Source organism: Phenylobacterium sp. (assembly GCF_044358365.1).
Taxonomy (GTDB): domain Bacteria; phylum Pseudomonadota; class Alphaproteobacteria; order Caulobacterales; family Caulobacteraceae; genus Phenylobacterium.
Genome location: NZ_JBIKNZ010000025.1, coordinates 15,376 through 36,934 on the forward strand (window position 1 = coordinate 15,376; position 21,559 = coordinate 36,934).

Here is a 21,559-nt window from a genome sequence, read left to right on the forward strand (position 1 = left end):
GCTCAGGCCTTATCGAACAATTCCAGCGTGCGATGGCGCGCCAGATCTGCCGCCTCGGCGCTGTAGCGTTCCGGGCTCTCGTTGTTGAAGCCGTGGTCTGCGCCTTCATAGATATAGACCGGCACGCTCTCGCCGTGATGTTCGGCAATGGCGGCGGCCACGTCGTCTGCCGGAATGCCCGGGTCGGTGCGGCCCAGATTGACGATGCTCGGGCAGAGCGGTTTCAGCGCGGCGTTCGCCTGCACCATGGAGCCATAGTAGCTGGAGGCCGCTGCGATGCCGGTCAGTTTGCACGCCGCCAGCCAGGTCAGCGAGCCGCCGTAGCAATACCCCACCACATGCACCCTGCCGCCGTGCTTGTTCAGGAAGTCGCGGCAGGCGGCGATGTCGCCCAGCGCCTGCTCCAGCGGCGTGGCGCGCGCTTGGGCGATCCCGGCCTTGATGCCCTCGTCGTCGTGCTCGGCGTGGAATTCGCGCTCAAGGCGGTCAAACATGGCCGGCGCAATCGCCTCATAGCCCATCTTGGCCCAGCGCTCGACGTCGGCGCGGACATGGCGATCGATCCCGAAGATCTCCTGGATCACGATGACGCCGCCCTTGTGGGGGGTGAAGGCCTGCTCGTGCCAGGCATTGAACTCAAAGCCGTCAGCGCCGGCCAGTTTGATCATTTCGGCCATCTTGGTCCCTTTCGGTCCAGATCAGACGTTGAAGCGGAAGTTCAGCACGTCGCCGTCCTGGACGACATACTCCTTGCCCTCCTGGCGGAACTTTCCGGCCTCGCGGGCGCCGGCCTCGCCCTTCAGGCGGACGTAGTCATCGTAGGCGATGGTTTCGGCCCGGATGAAGCCCTTCTCGAAGTCGGTGTGGATCACGCCGGCCGCCTGGGGCGCGGTGTCGCCCTTGTGGATGGTCCAGGCGCGGGCCTCCTTGGGCCCCACCGTGAAATAGGTCTGCAGGCCCAGCAGGTGATAGGCCTCGCGGATCAGCTTGTTCAGCCCCGGCTCGGCCAGCCCCAGCGTTTCCAGGAACTCGGTGCGTTCCTCAGGATCCAGCATGGCGATCTCGCTCTCGATCTGGGCCGAGATGGCCACATGGTCGGCGCCGTCGCGGGCGGCCCGTTCGGCGACGGAGCGCGACATTTCGTTGCCCTCTGCGGCAGAGGCTTCGTCCACGTTGGAGACATAGAGCGCCGGCTTTGACGTCAGCAGCTGCAGCATCCGCCAGGCTTTCTCATCCTCAGCGTCGACCTTGACCGTGCGCGCCGGGCGGCCGGCGTTCAGCTCCACGAGCGCCGCCTGCACCAGGCGCAGCGTCTGGGCGCTGTCCTTGTCGCCGGTCTTGGCGCGCTTCTCCAGGTTGGTGACCCGCTTCTCCAGGCTCTCCAGATCGGCCAGCATCAGCTCGGTCTCGATGGTCTCCAGGTCGGCGAGAGGATCCACCTTCCCCTCAACGTGGGTGATGTCGTCGTCGATGAAACAGCGGGTGACGAACGCCACGGCGTCGCAGTCGCGAATGTTGGCCAGGAACTGGTTCCCCAGTCCCTCGCCCTTGGAGGCGCCGCGCACCAGGCCGGCGATGTCCACGAAGTTGATCCGCGACGGGATGATTTCCTTCGATGGGATGATCGCCGCCAGCGCGTCCAGGCGCGGTTCGGGCACCGCCACATCGCCGGTATTGGGCTCGATGGTGCAGAAGGGATAGTTCGCGGCCTGGGCTGCGGCAGTCTGCGTAAGCGCATTGAAGAGGGTCGATTTGCCGACGTTCGGCAGGCCAACGATCGCGACTTTGAGGGCCATGGAGAAATCAGTTCCTGAATTGAGGCGCGCCACCTAGCACGGTGCGGCGGCGGCGCGAAGCGGGAGAGGTATGCTGCCTCGCGCCTCAGTCGCCGCGCGCCTGCTTGCGCGGATCGACCTTCTCGGCCGGGGCCAGGCGCATCACTTCGGTCTGATACTTCTCGTCCTCGCCGGCGGCCAGCAGGGGCAGGGCGTCGGCACAGGCCTGAAGCAGTGGCTCCACCCACTTCATCTCGGCCTTGTGGAAGTCGGAGAGCACATAGCCGTGGACCAGCGCCTTGTCGCCCGGGTGGCCTGTCCCCAGGCGCGCCCGGCGGAAGTCCGGTCCCACGGAGGCTGTGACCGAGCGCACCCCGTTGTTGCCCGCCGCGCCGCCGCCAGTTTTCATGCGAAAGCGCCCGGGCGCCAGGTCGATCTCGTCGTAGAACAGCACGAGGCTGGCAGGGTCGAGCTTGAAGAACTTCAGCGCCTGGCCAACCGAGCGGCCGCTCTCGTTGTAGTAGCCCTTGGGTTTGATCAGCAGGGTGCGGACCGGGCCGACCGGCGTCGGGATCTCGCCCTCGCTGACCTGGGCGTCAAAACGCGAACGCGCTGCCGGAAAGTTCCAGCGGCGCGCGATCTCGTCCACGGCCATGAAGCCGATGTTATGCCGGTTCTTCGCGTAGGTGGGGCCAGGATTTCCCTGACCGGCGATGATGAGCATCCTACTCGCTCATCCCGGCGAATGCCGGGACCCAGATCTTATGGCGCGAGCGCTGGCTGGATGTTTGCCGAACTGCCGGGTTCATGGCCTGAGCCATCCCATCTGGGTCCCGGCATTCGCCGGGATGATCGGAGCGCTTAGGCCTCGCCGCCTTCAGCGGCCGCATCGCCCACGCCAGCGCGCGACATGGTGATCGAGGCCACGACGACGTCTGCGTCCATCGCAGCGTCCACCTTGGCCGGCAGCTTCAGGTCGGAAATGCGGACCGTGCCGCCGATTTCCAGGCCGGTCAGGTCGACCACGAGTTCTTCCGGGATCGAATCGGCGTGGCAGGCCACCAGCACCGTGTGCAGCATCACGCCCAGCGTGCCGCCACGCTTCAGGCCGGGGGAGGCTTCCTGGTTGATGAAGTGCACCGGCACCTCGATCTTGATCTGCTGGTCGGCGTCGACCCGGTAGAGGTCGAAGTGCCAGGGCTCATCCGTCACCGGATGCATGTCGACGGCCTTGGCGATCACCGGCTGGCTTTCGTCGCCGTACTTCAGGGTCACCATGTGGCCCAGCAGTTTGCCCGTGTAGAGCGCCTTGCGGAACTCGTTTGACTTCACCGCGATGGCCACGGGATCCTTGGAGCCGCCGTACAGAACGCCGGGGACTTTGCCCGCGCGGCGGGTGTCGCGTGCGCCGCCGGTGCCGGTACGATCACGCACTTCAACGTTCAGAATGATGTCGGCCATGGCCATGCCTCAAAACAAATCCGCCGCGCGGCTCGCGCGCGGCGACGGAAATCTGGAACCCGGTTGGGTCGAAAGGTGGGCGTAGATACACAATTGACCCGCCGGACGCAACGGCGCCGACGCGCTCTTCTCAGGTGGCTTTACGCGCCGGTCTTTTTCGGACCGGTGGCTTCTTGCCCATGCCCTTGTTTATGGAGCTGGCGTCGGGAACGAAACGGGCCTCGTAGGGCTCGGTCAGGCCGCTCGCGCGGATCATGCAGCGCCCGGTGTCCATCAGGGCGTGCTGGCCCAGACAGAACGCGTCCTCATAGTGCGGCCGCGCCACTGCCAGGCATTGATAGAGGTTGAGCTTGGCCGAGCCCATGCAGCCGCCGATGTTGGGTTCGCTCATCAGCCCGTTGATGGTGGCCATGTCGCTGTCGCGCGCCTCGCCGAGAACCGCCAGAGCCGCAATCGCCAGGCCGCGCATGACGGTGGGCGTGTAGGGTGGGCTGGCCGGGGGCGCCGACAACGACGCCGCGGGCAGGGCCATGGAATTCTGCTGCAAACGGGCGGTTTCGGCCATGTCGCCCGCCATGGCGGTGACCGACACGGATTTTGCCGCCGCCAGCCGCGCCTCGCGCCCGCTGATGTCCGCCTTTGACCAGGGCTGTTTCTGGAGATCGTAGGCCGATTGCTTCACAGCCTTGCCCGTGTCGTAGAGTCGCTGGGAGTCACTCCCCAGATTGGCGATCACCAGGCCCGCCGCGCTGGGTGAATCGGGCATGCCCGCCACATAGGCCGGATTCTTCAGGAGCTCGTTGATCACTTCGCGGCGCTGGGCGGGGTCGCGGGCATAGATCCGCACGTTATCTACAAAGGCCTTGTCCTGCAGCGCCACGACGGCGGCATAGGCGATGGCGCCGCGCACCATCTGCGTTGGCTCATAGGCCGCGCCCATCTGGACAGCGCGGGCGATGCCGTCACCGTCGGCGAAGTCCGGCGTGATCGCCGCGCTGCGTGTCATGTAATAGCGATAGGCGCTGGCGGCCTGCACCACCTGCGGCGAAAGGCTCACGGTGGGGACCGGCGGCGGCGGCGGCGGCGGTGGCGGCGCCTTTGGCGGCGCTGCGCAACTCGCCATCAGGACTGCCAGCAGGATGGCGGGAACGCTGTGGCGAATGAAGGGTCTGGTCGGCATCGAACGGCTTCCCCTCTTGCGAGTGGTCAAAACTGGCGCACGCCCCCGAGCACGCAAGCCTTAGCCGCGTCCCCGCGATTTGGGCAAGCGTCGCCGTTGCAATGGATCAATCAAAGAGCTTCGAGACGCTCTCTTCGTTGGCGATACGGCGGATCGCCTCGCCGATCAGCCGGTCGCAACTGACATAGCGGATCTTGCCGCCATCGCTGGCCCGGTCCGGCGGCGAGATACTGTCGGTCATCACCAGCTCTTTCAGGATCGAGCTGTTCACCCGCTCCACCGCCGCGCCGGACAGCACCCCGTGGGTGACATAGGCCGACACCTCCAGCGCCCCGTTGTCGATAAGGGCCTGGGCGGCATTCGTCAGCGTGCCGCCGCCGTCGATCATGTCGTCAAACAGGATGCAGCGCCGCCCGGAAACGTCGCCGATGATGTTGGCCACCTCGCTCTTGCCCGGCGCCGAGCGACGCTTGTCGACAATGGAAAGCTCGGCGTTCAGCCGCGTGGCCACGGCCAGCGCCCGCACCACGCCGCCTACGTCCGGCGACACGATCATCAGTTCCGAGGTCTTGGCATGGTTTTCCTTGATATCGGCGGCCAGCAGCGGCGCGGACAGCAGGTTGTCTGTGGGGATATCGAAGAAGCCCTGAATCTGGCCGGAGTGCAGGTCCATGGTCAGGACGCGGTCAGCGCCGGAGCGGGTGATCAGATTGGCCACCAGCTTGGCCGAGATCGGTGTGCGGCCGCCGGTCTTCCGGTCCTGCCGGGCATAGCCGAAATAGGGCATCACCGCCGTGATCCGCCGGGCCGAGGCGCGCTTCAGCGCGTCGATGCAGATCAGCAACTCCATCAGATTGTCGTTGGCGGGATAGCTGGTGGATTGGATCACGAACACGTCCTCGCCGCGGACGTTTTCGTCGATCGTGACGAAGATCTCGTTGTCGGCGAACCGCTTCACCTGGGCGCGGGTCAGAGGAAGGTCGAGGTGCGACGCGACGGCCTGGGCCAGCGTGCGATTCGAGTTGCCGGCCAGCAGCTTCATCGGACCCCCCAAGACTCGGTGCAGCGATGCGCGCGCTTGTATCAGCGGGTTGGCCTGAGTCCATAGCCGAGGGCTAGATCAGCACGATCCCTGACAACAATCGACCGTAGTCCGGCTCGCCCGTTTTGAACGCCCGGCGGTTGGAAAAGAACAGCTCAGGCTCGGCGCAGGTGTCCCGGCCCAGCGCCTCGCAGGCCCCGATCCCCGCCGCCTCAAGCCGCGCCAGCACGAAGGCGGGCAGGTCGAACTGGCGCTTGTCCGGGGCGACGCCTGCCGAAAAGAACCGCCCATAGGCCGCATCGACCTCGATGAACCGCTGCATGTACTCCAGCCCCACCTCATAGGACGCTGCGCCGATGCAGGGCCCCACCGCAGCCACGATCCGATCCCGCCGCGCCCCCAGCGTCTCCATCTGTATGATCGCCGCTTCCGTCACGCCGTTGAGCGCGCCCTGCCAGCCGGCGTGGGCGGCGGCCACGACCCGCGCCCGGGGATCGACCATCAGGATCGGCGCGCAATCGGCGGCCAGCGCCCCGCAGATCACCCCCGGGGTCGCGCTGACCACGGCGTCGGCCTCGGGGATCGCGCCTGGCCAGGGCCCCTCGGCCACGACCGCGCGGGCCGAGTGGACCTGAAACGCCGTCACCAGGTCTCCGCCAAGGTGCGCGGCGACGCGGCGTCGGTTCTCGGCCACCGCCTCGGGTGCGTCGCGGGAGCCCACACCCACATTCAGCCCCTCATAGATCCCCGTCGAGACTCCGCCCTGTCGCGTGAAGAAGGCATGTCGCACGCCGGCGACATCTAGCAGCCTCGACGTCAACACAGGCAGGTTGCTCATGTCTCAGGCCTCCTCAAATGCGGGCGGAACCCATCCGGGCGAGGACAGGCAGCAGGCCTTGAACAGATCGCCCATCTGGTCGGCGCCCACCAACCGGTTGAGCTGGCGGCCGATGGCGGCGGACTTGTCGGGGCGCGAGCGCATCAACGCCTCGGCCCGCTCGCCAATGCCCAGACGGGCCAGGAAGGCGGCCTGAGTCAGAATGGCCGTGCGTGCCCCGGCCGCTTCCGCTGACGCCATCACGGCCGGAAAGTCCGCATGCACCGTCAGGTCGGCCTCGCCGGGGCAGGACAGGGCATCGACCTTCATATGCCGGCGCAGCGCCTGCAGGGTGTCGCCATATCCCGGCGTCGCGCGACCATAGTCGATCAGCAGCGCCGCCCCGCCATCCCGCACCAGCCGCTCGGCCAGCGCCATACCCAAAGCTTCCTGCGGCCCGGAGCGCTCCAGAACCGACCCGTCGCGCGCGTCCGGCAGGGCGATCCCGGCGGGCACGAGACCCCGCTGCAACTCCCCCGCCGCGTTCAGTCCCACCACCTGTTCGGCCCAGCCGGTCACGCTACGCACGAACTGGCGGGCAGGCAGGCAGTCCAGCAGTTCGTTGGCGATCAGCAGCATCGGAACCCCGCCCGGAACCCCGTCCAGCGATGACGTCCATCGGGGCTCCGCGCCCAGCCGTTCGCGCTGCCGCGCGGCCAGCGGCGCGGAGGTTTCCACCAGCCACACCTGCGCCGCCGCCAGGAACGCCGGGACCAGCCGACCGGCCTTGAGCACATCGCCCATCAGCGTCCCGTCGCCCGGGCCCATCTCGGCCAGCACGAAGCGAGGCGGCGCGCCCATCGCCTGCCAGGCCGAGATCGCCCAGACGCCGATCAACTCACCGAACATCTGGCTGATCAGGGGCGCGGTGATGAAATCACCGTCGGCGCCCAGCGCCGGGCGTGTGGCGTAGTAGCCGAACTCGGGGTCGTGCAGGCAGGCGGTCATGTACTGGGCCATGGTCAGCGGCCCTGTCTGGGTGATCTGGGCGGCCAGCCGCTGGCGCAGGCTCATGGCCCGGGCGTCACGCCTTTGCCGTCGCTGGCAGCAACGGCGGCAGCGGCTCGCGCATCCCGCGCCAGATCAGATAGAGCCCGCCCACCACCATCGGGATCGACAGGTACATCCCCATGGTCAGGCCCAGGGGCAGGCTCTCCAGCCCCGCATCCGGCTGGCGGACGGTCTCGATGGCGATGCGGAAGACGCTGTAGAACACCAGGAACAGGCCCGCGATCACGCCGCGCCGGTTGCCCAGCTTGGCCACATGGGTCGCCCACATCAGGATCAGGAACAGCACCAGTCCCTCGAACAGGGCCTCGTAGAGCTGGCTCGGGTGGCGCGGGACCATCCCGGCGGGACAGCTGCCGTAGGTGCGCTCCACTACCTTGTTGCAGAACACCACGCCCCAGGGCAGGTCGGTGGGGCGGCCCCAGAGCTCGGCGTTGATGAAATTGGCGCACCGTCCCAGGAAATGACCGATCGGATAGGCCGCCACGATGACGTCGGCGATCCGCAGCAGGTCCAGCTTGTTGCGCACGGCGAAGAGGATCATGGCGATAGAGACACCGATCACCCCGCCGTGGAAGCTCATCCCGCCTTCCCAGGTCTTGAAGATCCCGATGGGATCCAGCCAGATCATGGTCGGCGTGTAGAAGATCACATGGCCCAGCCGGCCGCCGACGATGATGCCGATGGTGATCCACAGGATCAGGTCGTCCATCTGCGCCGGGGTGAAGGGCGCGGGCCGGCGCGTCCACAGGCTGGCGTTGCGCAACAGGCTGGACGCATAGCGCCAGCCGATCAGGATGCCGGCGATATAGGCCAGGGAATACCAGCGGATCGCCAGCGGCCCGAACTGCAGCGGGAACGACCCGATATGGACGATGGGTTCGATTTCAGGGAAGGGCACGTTCGGGCGGACTCCAGCGTTCGCAACAGGATGTAACCGAGAAGGTCTTCGCTTTCATCCCCCGAGAGGCCATATAGAGGTCTGGACGGGCCCCAAGGCTCCGGATTGATGACATGCAGACCCAGAATCCTATCCTCGACGAGATCTCCAAACTGACGACGGCCGCCATGGGCATGGCCCAGGCCGCCAGCGAGGAGGCCAAGGCTGCCTTCCGCAGTCAGACCGACCGGCTGGTCGCCGAGATGGACCTCGTCCGCCGCGAGGACCACGACGCCCTCAAGGCCGAACTCGCGGCCCTGCGCGTCGAGGTCGAGGCCCTGAAAGCCGCCGCAAAGCCCAAAAAAGGCGGCAAGGCCGCGTGAGCACATTATACGTCACGCGAAAGCTGCTCGCCTCTGGGAAGAACCCGCTGACACCCGGCCCAAGAAACGGTTTAGGGTCGAACCTGCGGGCGATTCGGGAGCGGCGATCCGCGCCCCGTCCGTTGCGAAAGGCGTCGTGATGGAAACCTCCCAGATTGATGAGAGCGTCATTCTGACGAACGACCCGCTGGATGTGGTCGAACACGTCCTCACGGCCGAGAACCTGCCCTTCGACCGCACCGAGGACGGCGATCTCGCCTTCACCCTGGCCGGCGACTGGAAGGACTATGAGCTCTGGTTCGCCTGGCGACCCGAGGGCGACACCCTGCAACTGTGCCTTTCAATGGATCTGTCGGTGCCCGTCACTCGGCGCTCGACCGCCCAGGAACTGATCGCCACCATTAACCCGCGCGTCTGGCTCGGCCACTTCGAGCTCTGGGAAGACGGCGAGATCATCTTCCGCAACGGTATGGCGCTGATGACCAACGAGCAGCCCAGCCTGGCCCAGGCCGCCGCCATGATCGATGTGGCCGTAGAAGCCGCCGACCGCTTCTTCCCGGCCTTCGACTTCCTCCTGCGCGGCGCCAAGACCCCCCAGGAAGCCATCGCCGCCTGCATGTTCGAGACCGTCGGCGAGGCGTAGGCTCAGGCTCTGGCCTGCCCCCGACGGCGGACCAGCCTCAGGCCGGTCGCAATCAGCCAGACGCTGAGCCCCAGGAAGCCCGCGATGGTGGCGATGGAGAACGCCCCGCCATCGCGTTCCAGCGCAAGGGCGATACCTTCGCCAGTTCCCGCTGTGATGGCGATGGCGGACACGCCAGCCAGGCCAGCCGCCTTGCGCCCTCGCGATGCTGTAACGCGGCGACCACGTGGCGCCCGACGGCGCCGACTACGGCGCGATCAACGCCACCCTCATCGCCGCCGTCCAGCAACTGGCGCTGGCGGCGAAGGCGACCGGAGCCTTCGGTGGCGTTTCCCTGCAAACCGAAGCCGACTGGGGGCGCATCCGCGCCGTGCTCCGCAATCTGGTTCGGTCTGCCTTCGCGACAGGGTGAGGTTCCTCGACCCGTTGCGGATAACCGTTCGCCTGTGGCAACTCCTCACGGATCCAGGGAAAGGACGCGGTGAGTGAGGGTCTCAACACGATATGGGCTGGCTGGCATCGGTGCGCTTGGTCTCCTCACAACCGTCCACTGGATCCGCGATCTGGCGTGGTCCCTCCCGGGGATCGCCGACTATCTGATCGGTGTGCTTCCTAACTTTGCGGCCGCCATTGCGATAATCTTCGTGCTGCTGAGCATCTGGAGCGACCAGAACCGTGACGCAGACTCCGCATCCCTCAACCGCGCTTTACGCATCGCAGCATCGATCAGCAGCGCCGGTTTGCTCTGTTGGGAGCTGTTCCAGACGTTGAGCAACCGACTGGTCTTCGACCCCCACGATATCGGCGCGACGCTCGTCGGCGTAGGAACCGCCTGTATCCTGTTCCATCTGCTGACCCCGCGGTCCCATCCCGACCACAATCGCGAGTGACCGCTGCCCCCGTCCCAGCCGCTTGCTGATCGGGCAGGATAGCCGGGAACAACTGCCGACCGCCGTACTGGCGAGCAAGGTCGAAATGCTCTAGCAGCCCGCTTTGAGCGGCGGATCTGGAAAGCGCGCAAATGAGAATGGCATACCTTCTGGCTGCGCTGGCCTTTCTTGTGGCGACGCCCGTGAAGGCCCTGCCGGTGACGCCCGGCGTTTCGCTGGAACTTGCCCTGGAACGGAAAGCTCGGCTTTCAGACGTCTTCTACGCGCTGACATTCATCATCCCGGCCAACAAGGACGAAAACATCACGGCGCGCGAGACCGTGCGGTTCGCGCTTACATCGGCGAAAGGCGACCTGCAGCTCGACTTTCGTGAGCGCGCGGAGAAGATTCAGGCCGTAACGGTGAACGGGACCAGGACGCAGCCCGACCATCGCGCCGAGCATCTGGTCTTGCCTGCCGCCCTGCTTCGCGAGGGCGAGAATGTCGTCGAGATCGAGTTCGTCGCCGGGGATTCGTCGCTCAATCGCAATCCCGACTATCTGTACACACTGTTCGTGCCGGATCGGGCGCGCACCGCGTTTCCGGTGTTCGACCAGCCGGACCTGAAGGCGCGCTACGATCTGACGCTCGATATCCCGGCGACCTGGCAGGCGCTGGCCAATGCCAGGCTGAAATCGAGCGAGACGGTGAACGGACGAACCACCCTGCGGTTCGCCACCAGCGACCTCATCCCGTCCTACCTGTTCAGTTTCGTGGCGGGCAGGTTTGAGGTCGTGGAGCGGACGGTGCGGGGTCGGCCAATGCGCTTGCTGCACCGGGAAACCGACCCTGAGAAGATCGCGCGCAGTCTCGACACGATCTTCGAGCAACATGCCGCGGCGCTCCAATGGATGGAGGACTATTCGGGAATCCCGTACCCGTTCCATAAGTTCGACTTCGTGGCGATTCCCGCATTCCAGTATGGCGGGATGGAGCATGTCGGGGCGATCCAGTACGACGCCGAGGACCTGTTTCTCGAGAAGGATCCTTCCGAACCCCAGCAGCTCGCCCGCGCCAATCTGATCGCGCATGAGACCGCACACATGTGGTTTGGCGATCTCGTCACCATGAAATGGTTCGACGACGTGTGGACCAAGGAGGTTTTCGCAAACTTCATGGCCGCCAAAATGGTCAATCCCGGCTTTCCCGGGATCGACCATGACCTCAACTTCCTCCTGAGGAGCTTCCCCGCTGCCTATGCGGTTGATCGCACGGCGGGTGCGAACCCGATCCTCCAGAGCCTGCGCAATCTCAACGAGGCCGGCACGCTCTACGGCGGCATCATCTACAACAAGGCGCCGATCATGATGCGGCAGCTTGAAATGATCGTCGGCGAAGAGGGCTTTCGCGCCGGCATGCGCGAGTATCTTGCGACCTTCGCCAATGGCAACGCGACCTGGCCCGAACTGGTCGCGATCCTCGACAAGCGCACGCCGGCAGACCTCGCCAGATGGAGCGAGGTCTGGGTAAGCACCGCCGGCCGCCCCGACTTCGTTCTGAACCGGGACAACAGGCTCGAGCAGCGTGACCCGGAGAACCGGGGTCGCATCTGGGCCCAGCGGTTCGATGTGCTGGGTACGCAGTCCCGCGAGATCGAAATCGACGGTCGGCCGGTCGCAATGGGCGCGAACAAGCTGTTGTTCAATTCGGACGGCCGGGGATACGGCCTGTTCCCGGTCGATCCGTCATTGATTGCTGCGCGATGGGGCGGACTGACCCACCTCCAGAAGGGCGCCCAGCTCGTCAATCTCTACGAGCAGATGCTGGAAGGCGACCGTAAGGTCACCCCCCGGAGCCATTTCAAATTCCTGGTCGAAAGGTTGGCGGACGAGGACAACGAACTCCTGCTCGGCACGATGCTCCGGCAGGCCGGCACGACCTTCTGGAGGTACCTGCCCGAGCGCGAACGATCTGCCAACGTAAAGCCGCTTGAGGACGTGCTGTGGACCCGCCTGAACGACGCGACACTCCCCGCCAGCACCCGCAAGCTGTACCTTTCCACGTTGCGGGACGTATCGCTGTCGTCCGCCATGCTCGACCGGATCGAGGCGATATGGGCGGGCAAGCTTGAATTTCCCGGGATCAGCCTTTCGGAACGGGAGAAGACCGATTTTGCCGCCGCACTTGCGATCAAGCGCCCGGAGGGAGCCGAAGTCGTGCTCAAGGCGCAAATGGCGCGCCTTTCCAACCCTGATGACCGGCGCCGGCTGACGTATCTTCTGCCTTCGCTTTCGGCCGATCCGGCGGTGCGGGAAAGGTTCTTCGCGTCGCTGGCCGAGGAAGCCAACCGCGCCAACGAGAGCTGGGTGCTGACGGCGCTTTCGTACCTGCATCACCCCCTGCGCACGGCGCATTCTCAACGGTTCGTGAGGCCCAGCCTCGACATGCTTGAAGAGATCCAGGCGACCGGAGACATTTTCTTCCCGGAGGGATGGGCTGCCGGCAACCTGTCCAACCACAGCAGCCCCCGGGTGGCGGCGGACATTCGGGATTTTCTCGCGAAGCGCCCGACCTACAATCGCCAGCTACGGCTCAAGATCTTGCAGGCAGCGGATCCTGTGTTCCGCGCCGAGCGACTGAAGAACTAGCCACCGTAATTCCAACTGCACCGTAATTCCCACCCACCCCTAGGTGAAGTTCGGGAGGTCCGCTGTCGGTCCTGGCGTTCAGGGTCTGGTTTTCGGCCTGCTGCTAAAGTCGTGGTCCGACCCTGAGCGGTCGTTCGCTGACTACCGGCAATTCAGACCGGTCACCTTTCCTACGGCGCGCGACGATGTTATCCGGGGCGTGAGAGGAAGCATGAAGCGAGTACTTGGGATTCTGGCGGGGCTGGCATTGGCGTGCCCCGCGACCGCCGCGGACGAGCTCAGCGGGGTGTGGACCAATGCCTGGTACACTCAGCTCGTCCGGCCCCGCGAACTCAAGGACCTGATTGTATCCCCGGCAGATGCCGAGGCGTATGAGGCGCCACGCCGGGCATTGTCCGGCCGGCTCCCCTCCCCGCCGGACGATATCGGTCAGAACGAGAGCGAGTTCATGGACCAGGGCCCAGGGCTGGCCCGAATCCGGGGCGAGATCCGCTCGTCCTGGATCGTCGATCCGGTTGACGGCAAGATTCCCTGGAAACCGGGCGCGCTTGAGGCGCGCAGCGCCGCCCGGAAGGCGAGCCAAGCGACCAGCGATGTCCATGGCTGGGCCACGGACGATCGCTGCCTCACCATCGCCGGCGCCGCGGCCCCGATGATCAACTCCCCGGAAAACAACAACGTCGCTATCGTGCAGACGGCCGACGCCGTCGTGTTCGTCGGCGAGAAGAACCACGAGTACCGCATCGTCCGCCTCGGCAAGTCCGCCCAACTGCCGCCGGAACCTGGGTCGCGCCTCGGCTCCTCCACCGGGCGGTGGGAGGGCAAGACCCTGGTGATCACCACGACCGGCTGGCCCATGGGCGTCACGGACACCTTCTTCGGCGTCACCTTGACCGAGCGGGCCAAGGTCACCGAGCGCCTGACCCGCACCGGCCCGGCCGAGATCACCTATCTTTTCGAGGTCGAGGACCCGAACCTCTACGCTCGCCCTTGGCGCGGCGAGATGGTGTTCCGTCCAGGTGGCCCGCTTTATGAGTTCGCTTGCCACGAGGGCAACTACGCCCTGACCCACATGCTCGACGCGGTGCGCATCGAACAAGAGGCCGCCGCCGCCGCGCGACCCGCTGCCGCCTTGCGCGAGTAGATCGAGCACCGCAGCCGCGGGTGAAGTCCGCTCGCCCCCGAAGGCAGAAGTTCACAACGTCCGCTCCCAATCACAGCCAGTCGCCACGCGCCTTGATCGACGCCAAGCCTTGGCGCCTATCCGCCGCGCCCTCAGCGCCCATCCGCCAGCACAAACCCCGCCCCCTGCTCGGCGATCATGATCGTCGGCGTATTGGTGTTGCCGGAGGTGATGGTCGGCATCACCGAGGCGTCGATCACCCGCAGGCCCTGCAGGCCGATCACCCGCAGGCGCGCGTCCACCACCGCCGTCGGGTCAGAACCCAGGCCCATCCTCGCCGTGCCCACCGGGTGGAAGATGGTTGCGCCGATGTCGCCGGCGGCCTTGGCCAGGGCGGCCGCGTCGTCCCCGACCCCGGGGCCGGGCAGGTGCTCGGCCGGGCGATAGGCCGCCAGCGCCGGCTGTCCCATCAGCCGCCGCGTCACGCGGATGGCGTCGGCGGCGACCCGGCGGTCATCGTCCGTTGACAGATAGTTGGGGTCGATCACCGGAGCGTCGGCCGGGTCCACCGAACGCAGGCCGATCGTCCCGCGTGAGGTGGGGCGAAGGTTGCAGGCCGCCACCGTCACCGCCGGAAACCGGTGCAGCGGCTCGCCGAACCGGTCCAGCGACAGCGGCTGAACGTGGAACTGGATGTTGGGCCGCTCGTGCCCAGGTCCCGAGGTTGTGAAGATCCCCAGTTGCGAGGGCGCCATCGTCAGGGGCCCGCGCTGGAACAGGGCGTACTCCGCCCCCATCAGTCCCAGGCCGATCAGCGAGTGATAGGTCTCGTTCAACGTTTTCACGCCCGAGACCTTGTAGATCGCCCGCTGCTGCAGATGGTCCTGCAGGTTGGCGCCTACGCCGGGATGATCGCGCACCACGGCGATCCCGTGCCGCGCCAGCACTCCCGCCGGCCCCACGCCCGAGCGCTGCAGGATCATCGGCGAGCCCACCGACCCTGCGCACAGGATCACCTCGCCCCGCGTCCGCGCGTCCATCACCCGGCCGTTCTGGCGATAGCGCACGCCGGTGGCCCTCGATCCCTCGAACAGCACCCTGTCCGCCAGCACCCCGGTTTCCAGACGCAGGTTGGCGCGATGCAGCACCGGCTTCAGGAACCCCCGCGCCGCCGACCAGCGGAAACCCCGCTTCTGGTTCACATGGAACAGGCCGACGCCCGAATTGTCGCCGGTGTTGAAGTCGTCGGTGGCGGGCACGCCCATCTCCACGGCCGCCCGCGCGATGGCGTCCAGCACGGCCCATCGCACCCGTGGCGCCTCCACCCGCCATTCGCCGCCCACGCCGTGGTGGTCGGTCTCGCCCAGAAAGTGGTCGTCCAGCCGCCGAAACACCGGGGCCACGTCGCTCCAGCCCCAGCCGGTCAGGCCCAGGCTGCGCCAGTGGTCATAGTCCGCCGCCTGGCCGCGCATGGAGATCATGGCGTTGATCGCGGACGAGCCGCCCACCACCTTGCCGCGCGGATAGCTTATCGGTCTTCCGTTCAGCCCGGCCTGCGGCTCGGTGGCGTACATCCAGTCCGAGCGTGGATTGCCGATGGCGAACAGGTAGCCCACCGGAATGTGGAACCACATCCAGTTGTCCCGCCCGCCGGCTTCCAGCAACAGCACCCGCGTCTTTGGGTCCGCCGACAGCCGGTTGGCCACCACGCACCCGGCCGAGCCTGCGCCCACCACGATGTAATCGTAGTCGCCGTCGAGGGGTTCTGCGGGCCGCGTCATCTGTCCTGTTTGCGCGGAATCGACCGCCTTCGCCAGAGGCCGCACAGTCCCTGCCGCTTTCGGTTCCCCGCGGCGAATTGACAAATCGACGAACTGCACCGCCACTGCCCGGGGGGAGAAGCTTGACGTTGGGAGGCCCGTGCGTGGCGATCTTGGACGACAGTCTTGAACCGCCGAAGGCCAGTTTCCGCATCAAGCTGTTCTATGGCCTGGGCTCGGCCGCCCCGGGCGCGTTCAACGCGCTGGGCGCGCTGGCGATGTTTTTCTACAATCAGGTGATCGGCGTGCCGGCGGCGGTGGTGGCGCTGGCGCTCTCGGCCACGCTGTTCTCCGACGCCATCATGGATGTCGTGATCGGCAACGCCTCGGACCAGACGCGGACCCGCTGGGGCCGTCGCCATCCGTTCCTGATCGCAGGCCTCCTGCTGATCCCGATCGCCCTCTATTTTCGCTGGAGCCCGCCTCAGGACTGGGCGGCCGACTCGATGTTCTGGTACGTGCTGGCGACGGGCCTCTTCGTGAATGTGTCCTTCAGCATCTTCGAGATCGCCAGCAATGCTCTGGGCCCCGAACTGGCCAAGGCCTACCACGACCGCACGGTGCTGATCGGCTATCGCTGGATGATCGGCGCGGGCACGTCGGCGCTGGCCACCGTGCTGATCTACGGCGTCTTCCTGCGCGCCACGCCGGAGCATCCGGTCGGCCAGTTGAATGTGGACGGCTACGGGCCGTTGTCGCTGACCATCTCGGTGATCATCGTTGCCTCCATCCTGGCGATGGCCTGGGGCACCCGCCACGCGATCCCGTATCTGTTCCAGCCGGTCGCTTTCGCCGAGCGGGCCAGCCTCAAGGTCCAGATCCAGCGCATGGGCAAGGCGCTCGGCAATCGCAACTTCCTGGTGGCGGTGGGCGCCGGTGTCTTTCTGGGCGTCGCGCTGGGCATGGAAGGCGGACTTCGCCTCTATTTCTACACCTTCCTCTGGGGCCTGAAGGCCAGCGACATCATGGTCCTGTCGCTCCTGGCCATCCCCACGCCTATCCTTGCTGCGATCATTGCGCCCCGTCTGGCCCAGCGGTTCGGCAAGAAGCCGGCCTGCCTTTCGCTGTTCACGGCCAGCATACTGATCACCCACCTGCCGATGTTGCTCAAGCTGACAGGCGTCCTGACCTGGGCTGCATCGCCGCAGCTTCTGATGCTGCTGGGCGGCTTCGCGTTTCTGGCGGGGGTTTGCATCATCGGCGGCTACATCATCGTCTCCTCGATGGTGGCCGACATCGTCGAGGATGTTCAGGCCCAGACCGGGGATCGCGCCGAGGGCCTGTTGATGACCGCCGACAGCCTGCCAAGCCGGATCGTCAACTCGATCTCGGTGGCGTTTCCCGGCCTGTTGCTGGCCTGGGCCGGATTCCCCGAGAAAGCCAAACCGGGGCCAGATACGCTGGCCATGATGATGCAGGTCGGCTGGGTCTATATTCCGCTGATGGTCCTGGTCAGCGGGCTCAGCGTGGCCACCTGGACGCTCTACCGGATCGATAAGGCGACCCACGACGCCAACCTTCGGGCTGTTGTCAGGGCAGAGTGAGCCCACGCCTGTACGCAAAACGACCGCACGGTGATCAGGTAGAGTTCGATGACGGGTGCGTCATTTATTTGACAACACTTTATGGGCTATAGGATACCGCATATTCGGTGCGCCCCTCGCGCCGTGTCCGTCTGTCCTCTCGGGAATCCGTCGATGCGCCGCGTTATGATCGCCTCTGCCCTGGGCCTTGCGCTCACCTTCGGCCTGGGCGCCGTTACTGCAGGCGCCAAGGCCCCGGCCGCCGCCGTGGCCACCCCGGCCCAGGTAGACAACTTCCGGCTGGTCACCGCCTCCGGCCACTCGCAGGATCTCTACCGCTATCAGGACGCCAAGGCCGTCGTGCTGGTGATGCACGCGGTGGGCAGCCCCGAGATCCGCAAGAACGCCGCCGCCCTTGCCGCCCTGCAGGCTGCCTACGGGCCAAAGGGCGTGCAGGTGATGCTGCTGAACTCCACCGCCAGGGATACCCGCGCCGCTGTGCTGGCCGAGGGCAAGGCGCTGGGTCTCAACCTGCCGGTGCTGATGGACGACAACCAGCTGGTCGGCGACCAGCTCGGCGCGTCCAATGTCTCCGAAGTGTTCGTGATCAACCCGCGCACATGGGCCGTGGCCTATCGTGGCCCGCTGAACGACGGCGGCAAGGCGGCCTGGGCAGCCAGGGCGATCGACGCCCTGATCGCCGGCCAGCCGGTGGCCATGGCGCAGCGTCCCGTCAAGGGCGCCGTCATCACATTCCCCGACCGCAGCCCCGCCGCACAGGCCGCGTTCCAGAAGATCTCCTACGCCAACGACATCGTCCCGATCATCGAGCAGAAGTGCATCGCCTGCCACCAGGAGGGCGGCATCGCCCCCTTCGCCATGGACGGCTACGCCAAGGTCAAGGGCTTCGCCCCCATGATCCGCGAGGCCGTGCGCACGGATCGCATGCCGCCCTGGGACGTCGACCCCAAGGTCGGCCATTTCAAGGACGACAAGGGCCTGTCGCCCGCCCAGATCAAGACCCTGGTCCGCTGGATCGAAGCCGGCGCCCAGCGCGGCGACGGCCCGGACAAGCTGGCCGAGGTGCGCCACGTGGCCCCCGAGTGGCCGCTGGGCAAGCCCGATCTCGTGATCGACATTCCGTCCTACACCATCCCGGCCAGCGGCATCGTCGACTACCAGTACCCGGTGATGGACAACCCCCTGACCGAGGGCCGCTGGCTCAAGGCCTCCACCGCCCGTGTTCAGCAGCGTCAGGCCGTGCACCACATCCTGTCGGGCTACATCCCGCCGGGCGCCAACAAGCAGGGCGGCATGGGCAACTGGGGCGGCAGCGTCGGCGGCTACACGGTCGGCATGGAAAGCATCGTCCAGCCCACCGACATCGGCACCTACATCCCGGCTGGCGGCTCCATCGGCTACCAGATGCACTACACCCCCTTCGGAAAGGAAGTGCTCTCTACCCAGCAGATCGGCCTCTACTTCTACGACAAGGGTGAGATGCCGAAGCTGATGATGCGCGAGAACACCATCGCTAACCTCTTCATCAAGATCCCGCCGAACGCGGAGGCCCACCGCGAGGTGGCCTACCTCGACTTCCCGCATGAGGCGCTGCTCTATTCGGCGGTGGTCCACGCCCACTACCGCGGTACCTATTCGGATCTGTCGATCCGCTATCCGGACGGCACGGAAAAGCAGCTCCTGAACGTGCCGCGCTACGACTTCAACTGGCAGCGGATGTATGAGTTCGCCGAGCCCATCAAGGTGCCCGCCGGCTCCAAGCTGATCGCCACCTACGTCTACGACAACTCGAAGCGCAACCCGGCCAACCCGGATTCCAGCAAGGAAATCACCTGGGGCGACCAGTCCTTCGAGGAGATGTTCTTCACCCAGCTGCGCTACCGCTGGGTCGACGAAACGGCCGCGAACCAGACCACCTATGACGACGACATGATGAAGACCCGTCTCATCGGCATGATGGACTCAAACATCGACAGCAAGCTGCAGATCGACGAGCTCAAGGGCGACCTGGGCAATGCGATCCGCCCCCGCTTCGCCCTGGCCGACGCCAACAAGGACGGCGGCATCGACATGAAAGAATTTGAGCCCATCATGAAAATGATGCGCGGCGGCGGCCGTCGTAGCCAGCCGGCGCCGGACAAGGTGGCCTCGGCTCCGGTATCAGCCAAAGCTCCAGCCGGGGTCGCGTCGAACTGATCGACCCCGCCTGACCCAGGCGTCGCGCTCTGTCCCCGCCATCGCAAGATGGCGGGGTTTATCGTTTGAGGTCCCGGGCCTGGATTCTCATTGTGACCCCAAAGCGCGCGCAGACGGGTGACATCGCCGCTCCGCCGCCTATATCGACAGGCATGATCCTGTCGCCCACCTCCCGACGTTGCTCCCCGTCCAGGCCCGGCCTTTGAGGCCCAGCCCTGAGACCCCTGCGCCTGGCCAGGAAAGTGTCTGGGCCTACCCGCGTCCGGCCCGGGCGGAACTGAGCCCGGCGCATGTGGTCATCGTCCATGCCGGCTTGGTTCTGGCCGAGACGCGCGCGGCGGTCCGCACCCTGGAGACCAGTCATCCGCCCAGCTACTACTTTCCACCCTCCGATATCGCCCCGGGGTGTCTGCGGCGCGCGGTCGGCGGCTCATTCTGCGAGTGGAAGGGCCAGGCCGTCTATTGGGATGTGGTGATCGGTGATCGGGTCCTGCCCCGCGTCGGCTGGAGCTATCCGGACCCGACCGCGCCGTTCGCGATCCTGCGTGATCACGTCGCCTTCTATGCCGCGCCGTTCGACCGCTGCAGCGTCGATGGCGAGACGGTCGTCCCCCAGGCTGGCGGGTTCTATGGCGGCTGGATCACCTCCCGGCTCGCGGGGCCGTTCAAGGGCGTTCCCGGCAGCCAGGGGTGGTGAGCCATTGAGCAAGGACATCAACGATCCGCCCGGTCGCCAGGTCCCGCGGGGCCGGCTTTCGCGGCTGGGTCAGTTCGGACGTCTGGCCGGATCGGTCGCGGGCGGCATGATCGCCGAGGGCGGCCGTCGGTTGGCCGCCGGCGAGCGGCCTCAGTTGCGCGACATGCTGCTCACCCCGGGCAATGTCGGCAAGGTCGCCGACCGCCTGTCGCATCTGCGCGGCGCGGCGATGAAGCTGGGTCAGATGATCTCCATGGACGCCGGCGATCTGCTCCCCGCCGAACTCTCGGCGATCATGGCGCGGCTACGCGACAACGCCCAGCACATGCCGGCGGCGCAGCTGCAACAGGTTCTGGCCCGGGAATGGGGAGCAGACTGGCGCACGCGGTTCTCGCATTTCGACCATCGCCCCATCGCCGCCGCCTCCATCGGCCAGGTGCATCGGGCGATCACCCGGGACGGACGGGAACTGGCGATCAAGGTCCAGTACCCCGGCGTCCGCGAGAGCATCGAGGCCGATGTCGACAACGTCGCGACCCTGTTGCGGATGTCGGGCGTTCTGCCGCGGGGGTTCGAGATCGGGCCGTTGCTTGGCGAGGCGAAGCGCCAGCTGTCCGAAGAAGCCGACTATCAGCGAGAGGGCCGGCAGATGGTGCTGCTCGGCCGGTTGCTCGCCGATATGCCCGAGGTGATCGTTCCGACCCTCGATCCGGATCTCACAACGTCCGGCGTGTTGGCCATGACGTTCCTGGAAGGCCGCCCCATCGAATCTCTCGAAACCGCGCCGCAGGATGCGCGTAACGCGGCGATGCAGACCCTGATCAGGGTGGTCCTGCGCGAGCTGTTTGAGTTCGGCGTGATGCAGACCGATCCCAACTTCGGCAACTACCGTATTCAGCCCCGCACCGGGCGGCTCGTCCTGCTCGATTTCGGCGCCACGCGGGCTGTCGCGCCGGAAACGGTGGCGGGCTACCGCGATCTACTGCGCGCCAGTCTTTCGGGGGACCGGGTCGCGGCAAGGGACGCGGCCCTGGCGGCTGGTTTCCTGGGCCCTGCCGTCGTCGCGCGTCACGGCGCGGCCGTGGACCAGATCATCGACGTGATCCAGGGTGAGCTCAGTCGGCCCGGGCTGTTCGACTTCGGGGATCGGCGCTTCGTGGAGGCCCTGCGCGTTCGGGGTGTGGAGATCGCAGCTGATTCCGGCGCCTGGCATCTGCCGCCGACGGACATCCTGTTCGTCCAGCGCAAGATCAGCGGCACCGCCCTGCTGGCCGCGCGCCTCAAGGCCCGTGTCGACATCCACAAGACCGTCGAGCCGTGGATTGGCTCGCCCCCAAAGCGACGCGGCCGCGCCGCAAAGCCGCCGGCTAAGGACGCAAGCCGCCCGGCCTGATCCCCCCGGCCTGCCCGCCC

The 21,559-nt window shown here is 66.4% G+C and carries 21 protein-coding genes; 10 read left to right on the forward strand and 11 right to left on the reverse strand.

Going from position 1 to position 21,559, the window contains the following annotated elements; all coding sequences use genetic code 11:
- Positions 1-2: 2 nt before the first annotated feature.
- The 9 genes from ACIQ3B_RS08975 to lgt all read right to left on the reverse strand — a co-directional run bounded on the left by ACIQ3B_RS08975 (position 3) and on the right by lgt (position 8,244).
- Positions 3-677 carry a dienelactone hydrolase family protein gene (locus tag ACIQ3B_RS08975; protein ID WP_397401727.1) on the reverse strand — a complete coding sequence of 225 codons (675 nt, stop codon included), beginning with the start codon at positions 675-677 and terminating at the stop codon, positions 3-5.
- A 21-nt stretch (positions 678-698) separates the two neighbouring features.
- The gene (ychF, locus tag ACIQ3B_RS08980; protein WP_397401729.1) at positions 699-1,796 is read right to left on the reverse strand and encodes a redox-regulated ATPase YchF; all 1,098 of its coding nucleotides are present in this window, start codon (positions 1,794-1,796) and stop codon (positions 699-701) included.
- Positions 1,797-1,881: 85 nt separating this feature from the next.
- Entirely contained in the window at positions 1,882-2,499 is a 618-nt protein-coding gene (pth, locus tag ACIQ3B_RS08985) for an aminoacyl-tRNA hydrolase (RefSeq protein WP_397401731.1), read from the reverse strand.
- A 137-nt stretch (positions 2,500-2,636) separates the two neighbouring features.
- On the reverse strand, positions 2,637-3,236 hold the full coding sequence (locus tag ACIQ3B_RS08990) for a 50S ribosomal protein L25/general stress protein Ctc (protein ID WP_397401733.1): 600 nt from the start codon (positions 3,234-3,236) through the stop codon (positions 2,637-2,639).
- A 130-nt stretch (positions 3,237-3,366) separates the two neighbouring features.
- A complete protein-coding gene (locus tag ACIQ3B_RS08995; protein ID WP_397401735.1) occupies positions 3,367-4,416 on the reverse strand; it encodes a hypothetical protein in 1,050 nt (349 codons plus the stop codon).
- 106 nt (positions 4,417-4,522) lie between these two features.
- On the reverse strand, positions 4,523-5,458 hold the full coding sequence (locus ACIQ3B_RS09000; RefSeq protein WP_397401737.1) for a ribose-phosphate pyrophosphokinase: 936 nt from the start codon (positions 5,456-5,458) through the stop codon (positions 4,523-4,525).
- 73 nt (positions 5,459-5,531) lie between these two features.
- Positions 5,532-6,296 (reverse strand): peptidoglycan editing factor PgeF, encoded by a 765-nt coding sequence (gene pgeF / locus ACIQ3B_RS09005; RefSeq protein WP_397401739.1) that lies wholly within the window; start codon positions 6,294-6,296, stop codon positions 5,532-5,534.
- A gap of 3 nt (positions 6,297-6,299) precedes the next feature.
- Entirely contained in the window at positions 6,300-7,349 is a 1,050-nt protein-coding gene (locus ACIQ3B_RS09010) for a class I SAM-dependent methyltransferase (protein WP_397401741.1), read from the reverse strand.
- Positions 7,350-7,359: 10 nt separating this feature from the next.
- Positions 7,360-8,244, reverse strand: a complete 885-nt coding sequence (lgt, locus tag ACIQ3B_RS09015; protein WP_397401743.1) for a prolipoprotein diacylglyceryl transferase — start codon at positions 8,242-8,244, stop codon at positions 7,360-7,362.
- A gap of 113 nt (positions 8,245-8,357) precedes the next feature.
- Here lgt and ACIQ3B_RS09020 point away from each other — a divergent pair, with 113 nt between their 5' ends.
- Positions 8,358-8,606 (forward strand): accessory factor UbiK family protein, encoded by a 249-nt coding sequence (locus ACIQ3B_RS09020; RefSeq protein ID WP_397401745.1) that lies wholly within the window; start codon positions 8,358-8,360, stop codon positions 8,604-8,606.
- A gap of 139 nt (positions 8,607-8,745) precedes the next feature.
- A complete protein-coding gene (locus ACIQ3B_RS09025) occupies positions 8,746-9,249 on the forward strand; it encodes a YbjN domain-containing protein (protein WP_397401747.1) in 504 nt (167 codons plus the stop codon).
- A gap of 2 nt (positions 9,250-9,251) precedes the next feature.
- Here ACIQ3B_RS09025 and ACIQ3B_RS09030 read toward each other — a convergent pair whose 3' ends face one another.
- Positions 9,252-9,422, reverse strand: a complete 171-nt coding sequence (locus ACIQ3B_RS09030; protein ID WP_397401749.1) for a hypothetical protein — start codon at positions 9,420-9,422, stop codon at positions 9,252-9,254.
- Between the two features lie 53 nt (positions 9,423-9,475).
- On the opposite strand from ACIQ3B_RS09030, the gene ACIQ3B_RS09035 reads away from it, so the two are divergent.
- The 4 genes from ACIQ3B_RS09035 to ACIQ3B_RS09050 all read left to right on the forward strand — a co-directional run bounded on the left by ACIQ3B_RS09035 (position 9,476) and on the right by ACIQ3B_RS09050 (position 13,910).
- Positions 9,476-9,661: a hypothetical protein gene (locus tag ACIQ3B_RS09035; protein WP_397401751.1), complete on the forward strand. Its 186-nt coding sequence runs from the start codon at positions 9,476-9,478 to the stop codon at positions 9,659-9,661.
- Positions 9,662-9,734: 73 nt separating this feature from the next.
- Positions 9,735-10,139 (forward strand): hypothetical protein, encoded by a 405-nt coding sequence (locus ACIQ3B_RS09040; protein WP_397401754.1) that lies wholly within the window; start codon positions 9,735-9,737, stop codon positions 10,137-10,139.
- A gap of 131 nt (positions 10,140-10,270) precedes the next feature.
- Complete coding sequence (locus ACIQ3B_RS09045) at positions 10,271-12,766, forward strand: M1 family metallopeptidase (protein WP_397401756.1); 2,496 nt, start codon at positions 10,271-10,273, stop codon at positions 12,764-12,766.
- Positions 12,767-12,977: 211 nt separating this feature from the next.
- A complete protein-coding gene (locus ACIQ3B_RS09050) occupies positions 12,978-13,910 on the forward strand; it encodes a hypothetical protein (RefSeq protein ID WP_397401758.1) in 933 nt (310 codons plus the stop codon).
- A gap of 131 nt (positions 13,911-14,041) precedes the next feature.
- On the opposite strand, the gene ACIQ3B_RS09055 is transcribed toward ACIQ3B_RS09050, so the two are convergent.
- The gene (locus ACIQ3B_RS09055; protein WP_397401760.1) at positions 14,042-15,670 is read right to left on the reverse strand and encodes a GMC family oxidoreductase; all 1,629 of its coding nucleotides are present in this window, start codon (positions 15,668-15,670) and stop codon (positions 14,042-14,044) included.
- 143 nt (positions 15,671-15,813) lie between these two features.
- Here ACIQ3B_RS09055 and ACIQ3B_RS09060 point away from each other — a divergent pair, with 143 nt between their 5' ends.
- From ACIQ3B_RS09060 to ACIQ3B_RS09075, 4 genes are all read left to right on the forward strand, one after another.
- Complete coding sequence (locus ACIQ3B_RS09060) at positions 15,814-17,253, forward strand: MFS transporter (protein ID WP_397401762.1); 1,440 nt, start codon at positions 15,814-15,816, stop codon at positions 17,251-17,253.
- Between the two features lie 153 nt (positions 17,254-17,406).
- Positions 17,407-19,449, forward strand: a complete 2,043-nt coding sequence (locus ACIQ3B_RS09065) for a redoxin domain-containing protein (protein ID WP_397401764.1) — start codon at positions 17,407-17,409, stop codon at positions 19,447-19,449.
- 202 nt (positions 19,450-19,651) lie between these two features.
- Positions 19,652-20,146, forward strand: a complete 495-nt coding sequence (locus ACIQ3B_RS09070; protein WP_397401766.1) for a DUF427 domain-containing protein — start codon at positions 19,652-19,654, stop codon at positions 20,144-20,146.
- 4 nt (positions 20,147-20,150) lie between these two features.
- Positions 20,151-21,539: an ABC1 kinase family protein gene (locus ACIQ3B_RS09075; RefSeq protein ID WP_397401768.1), complete on the forward strand. Its 1,389-nt coding sequence runs from the start codon at positions 20,151-20,153 to the stop codon at positions 21,537-21,539.
- Positions 21,540-21,559: the final 20 nt, after the last annotated feature.